Origin of the sequence: Marinomonas rhizomae (genome assembly GCF_003315485.1) — a bacterium.
In the GTDB taxonomy this organism is placed as follows: Bacteria; Pseudomonadota; Gammaproteobacteria; order Pseudomonadales; family Marinomonadaceae; genus Marinomonas; species Marinomonas rhizomae.
Map to the genome: position 1 here is coordinate 1 of NZ_QNSE01000026.1, position 3,053 is coordinate 3,053.

Here is a 3,053-nt window from a genome sequence, read left to right on the forward strand (position 1 = left end):
AAACCACTTTGGTGTTATATGGTCAAGCCTCACGAGCAATTAGTATTGGTTAGCTCAATGCCTCACAGCACTTACACACCCAACCTATCAACGTCCTAGTCTCGAACGGCTCTTTAGGGGACTTATGTCCCAGTGAGATCTTATCTTAAGGGAGGCTTCCCGCTTAGATGCTTTCAGCGGTTATCCCGTCCGAACATAGCTACCCGGCAATGCCACTGGCGTGACAACCGGAACACCAGAGGTTCGTCCACTCCGGTCCTCTCGTACTAGGAGCAGCTCCTCTCAAATCTCAAACGTCCACGGCAGATAGGGACCGAACTGTCTCACGACGTTCTAAACCCAGCTCGCGTACCACTTTAAATGGCGAACAGCCATACCCTTGGGACCGGCTTCAGCCCCAGGATGTGATGAGCCGACATCGAGGTGCCAAACACCGCCGTCGATGTGAACTCTTGGGCGGTATCAGCCTGTTATCCCCGGAGTACCTTTTATCCGTTGAGCGATGGCCCTTCCATACAGAACCACCGGATCACTAAGACCTACTTTCGTACCTGCTCGACGTGTCTGTCTCGCAGTTAAGCGTGCTTTTGCCTTTACACTCTATGCATGATTTCCGACCATGCTGAGCACACCTTCGTGCTCCTCCGTTACTCTTTGGGAGGAGACCGCCCCAGTCAAACTACCCACCACACAGTGTCCTCGATCCCGATAAGGGACCTGAGTTAGAACCTCAAACATACCAGGGTGGTATTTCAAGAGTGGCTCCACGGTAACTGGCGTCACCGCTTCAAAGCCTCCCACCTATCCTACACAAGTAGGTTCAAAGTTCACTGTGAAGCTATAGTAAAGGTTCACGGGGTCTTTCCGTCTAGCCGCGGATACACAGCATCTTCACTGCGATTTCAATTTCACTGAGTCTCGGGTGGAGACAGTGTGGCCATCGTTACGCCATTCGTGCAGGTCGGAACTTACCCGACAAGGAATTTCGCTACCTTAGGACCGTTATAGTTACGGCCGCCGTTTACTTGGGCTTCGATCAAGAGCTTCGCTTGCGCTAACCCCATCAATTAACCTTCAAGCACCGGGCAGGCGTCACACCCTATACGTCCACTTTCGTGTTTGCAGAGTGCTGTGTTTTTAATAAACAGTCGCAGCCACCTGGTATCTTCGACCGACTAGTGCTTACGGAGCAAGTCCTTCACACCGGCCGGCGTACCTTCTCCCGAAGTTACGGTACCATTTTGCCTAGTTCCTTCACCCGAGTTCTCTCAAGCGCCTTGGTATTCTCTACCTGACCACCTGTGTCGGTTTGGGGTACGGTTCGATCATATCTGAAGCTTAGAAGTTTTTCCTGGAAGCATGGCATCAACCACTTCGCCCAAAAGAGGGCTCGTCGTCAGTTCTCGGTTTTCCTAATAAAAGGGAGGACCCGGATTTGCCTAAGTCCTCAACCTACCGCCTTAAACACAGACAACCATCGCTGTGCTGGCCTAGCCTTCTCCGTCTCTCCATCGCAATATGTACGAGTACAGGAATATTAACCTGTTTCCCATCGACTACGCATTTCTGCCTCGCCTTAGGGGCCGACTCACCCTGCCCTGATTAACATGGGACAGGAAACCTTGGTCTTCCGGCGGGGGAGTTTTTCACTCCCCTTATCGTTACTCATGTCAACATTCGCACTTCTGATACCTCCAGCCTGCCTTACAGCTTGACCTTCAACGGCTTACAGAACGCTCCTCTACCATCCAAGATAAATCTTGAATCCGTAGCTTCGGTGTACAGTTTGAGCCCCGTTATATCTTCCGCGCAGGCCGACTCGACTAGTGAGCTATTACGCTTTCTTTAAAGGATGGCTGCTTCTAAGCCAACCTCCTAGCTGTCTAAGCCTTCCCACATCGTTTCCCACTTAACTGTAACTTTGGGACCTTAGCTGACGGTCTGGGTTGTTTCCCTTTCCACGACGGACGTTAGCACCCGCCGTGTGTCTCCCGTAATTGCACTCATTGGTATTCGGAGTTTGCATGGGGTTGGTAAGTCGGGATGACCCCCTAGCCCAAACAGTGCTCTACCCCCAATGGTGAGATACGAGGCGCTACCTAAATAGCTTTCGAGGAGAACCAGCTATCTCCGAGCTTGATTAGCCTTTCACTCCTATCCACAAGTCATCCCCGGACTTTTCAACGTACGTGGGTTCGGTCCTCCAGTTGATGTTACTCAACCTTCAACCTGCTCATGGATAGATCGCCCGGTTTCGGGTCTATTCCCAGCAACTAAACGCCCTATTAAGACTCGGTTTCCCTACGGCTCCACTATTCGCTTAACCTTGCTACTGAAAATAAGTCGTTGACCCATTATACAAAAGGTACGCAGTCACGGAACAAGTCCGCTCCCACTGCTTGTACGTACACGGTTTCAGGATCTATTTCACTCCCCTCACAGGGGTTCTTTTCGCCTTTCCCTCACGGTACTGGTTCACTATCGGTCAGTCAGGAGTATTTAGCCTTGGAGGATGGTCCCCCCATATTCAGACAGGATAACACGTGTCCCGTCCTACTCGTTTTCATGATTAAGGTGTTTTCGTATACGGGGCTATCACCCTCTACGGCGGCCCTTTCCAGAGCCTTCTACTAACACCAAAACCACTTAAGGGCTAATCCCCTTTCGCTCGCCGCTACTTAGGGAATCTCGGTTGATTTCTTTTCCTCCGGGTACTTAGATGTTTCAGTTCCCCGGGTTCGCCTCCACACAGCTATGTATTCACTGTGGGATACTCTACAAGTAGAGTGGGTTTCCCCATTCGGACATGTTCGGATCAAAGTCTGTTTATCGACTCCCCGAACCTTTTCGCAGATTACCACGTCCTTCATCGCCTCTGACTGCCAAGGCATCCACCGTGCACGCTTGGTCACTTGACCATATAACCCAAAATAGTTTCGGATCACATACCAAAGAAGCTTTTGTCTCTTCTCTGGATTTACGATAATAGAAGTCACTAGGTTAAAGTGAACTTCCACCGGTTTAACGCTTGATTCATCGTTATTTCAAAATTC

At 50.5% G+C, this 3,053-nt stretch carries 1 rRNA gene; it reads right to left on the minus strand.

From position 1 onward, the window contains the following. Positions 1 to 18: 18 nt before the first annotated feature. Positions 19 to 2,918 (minus strand): 23S ribosomal RNA (locus DFP80_RS20475). Positions 2,919 to 3,053: the final 135 nt, after the last annotated feature.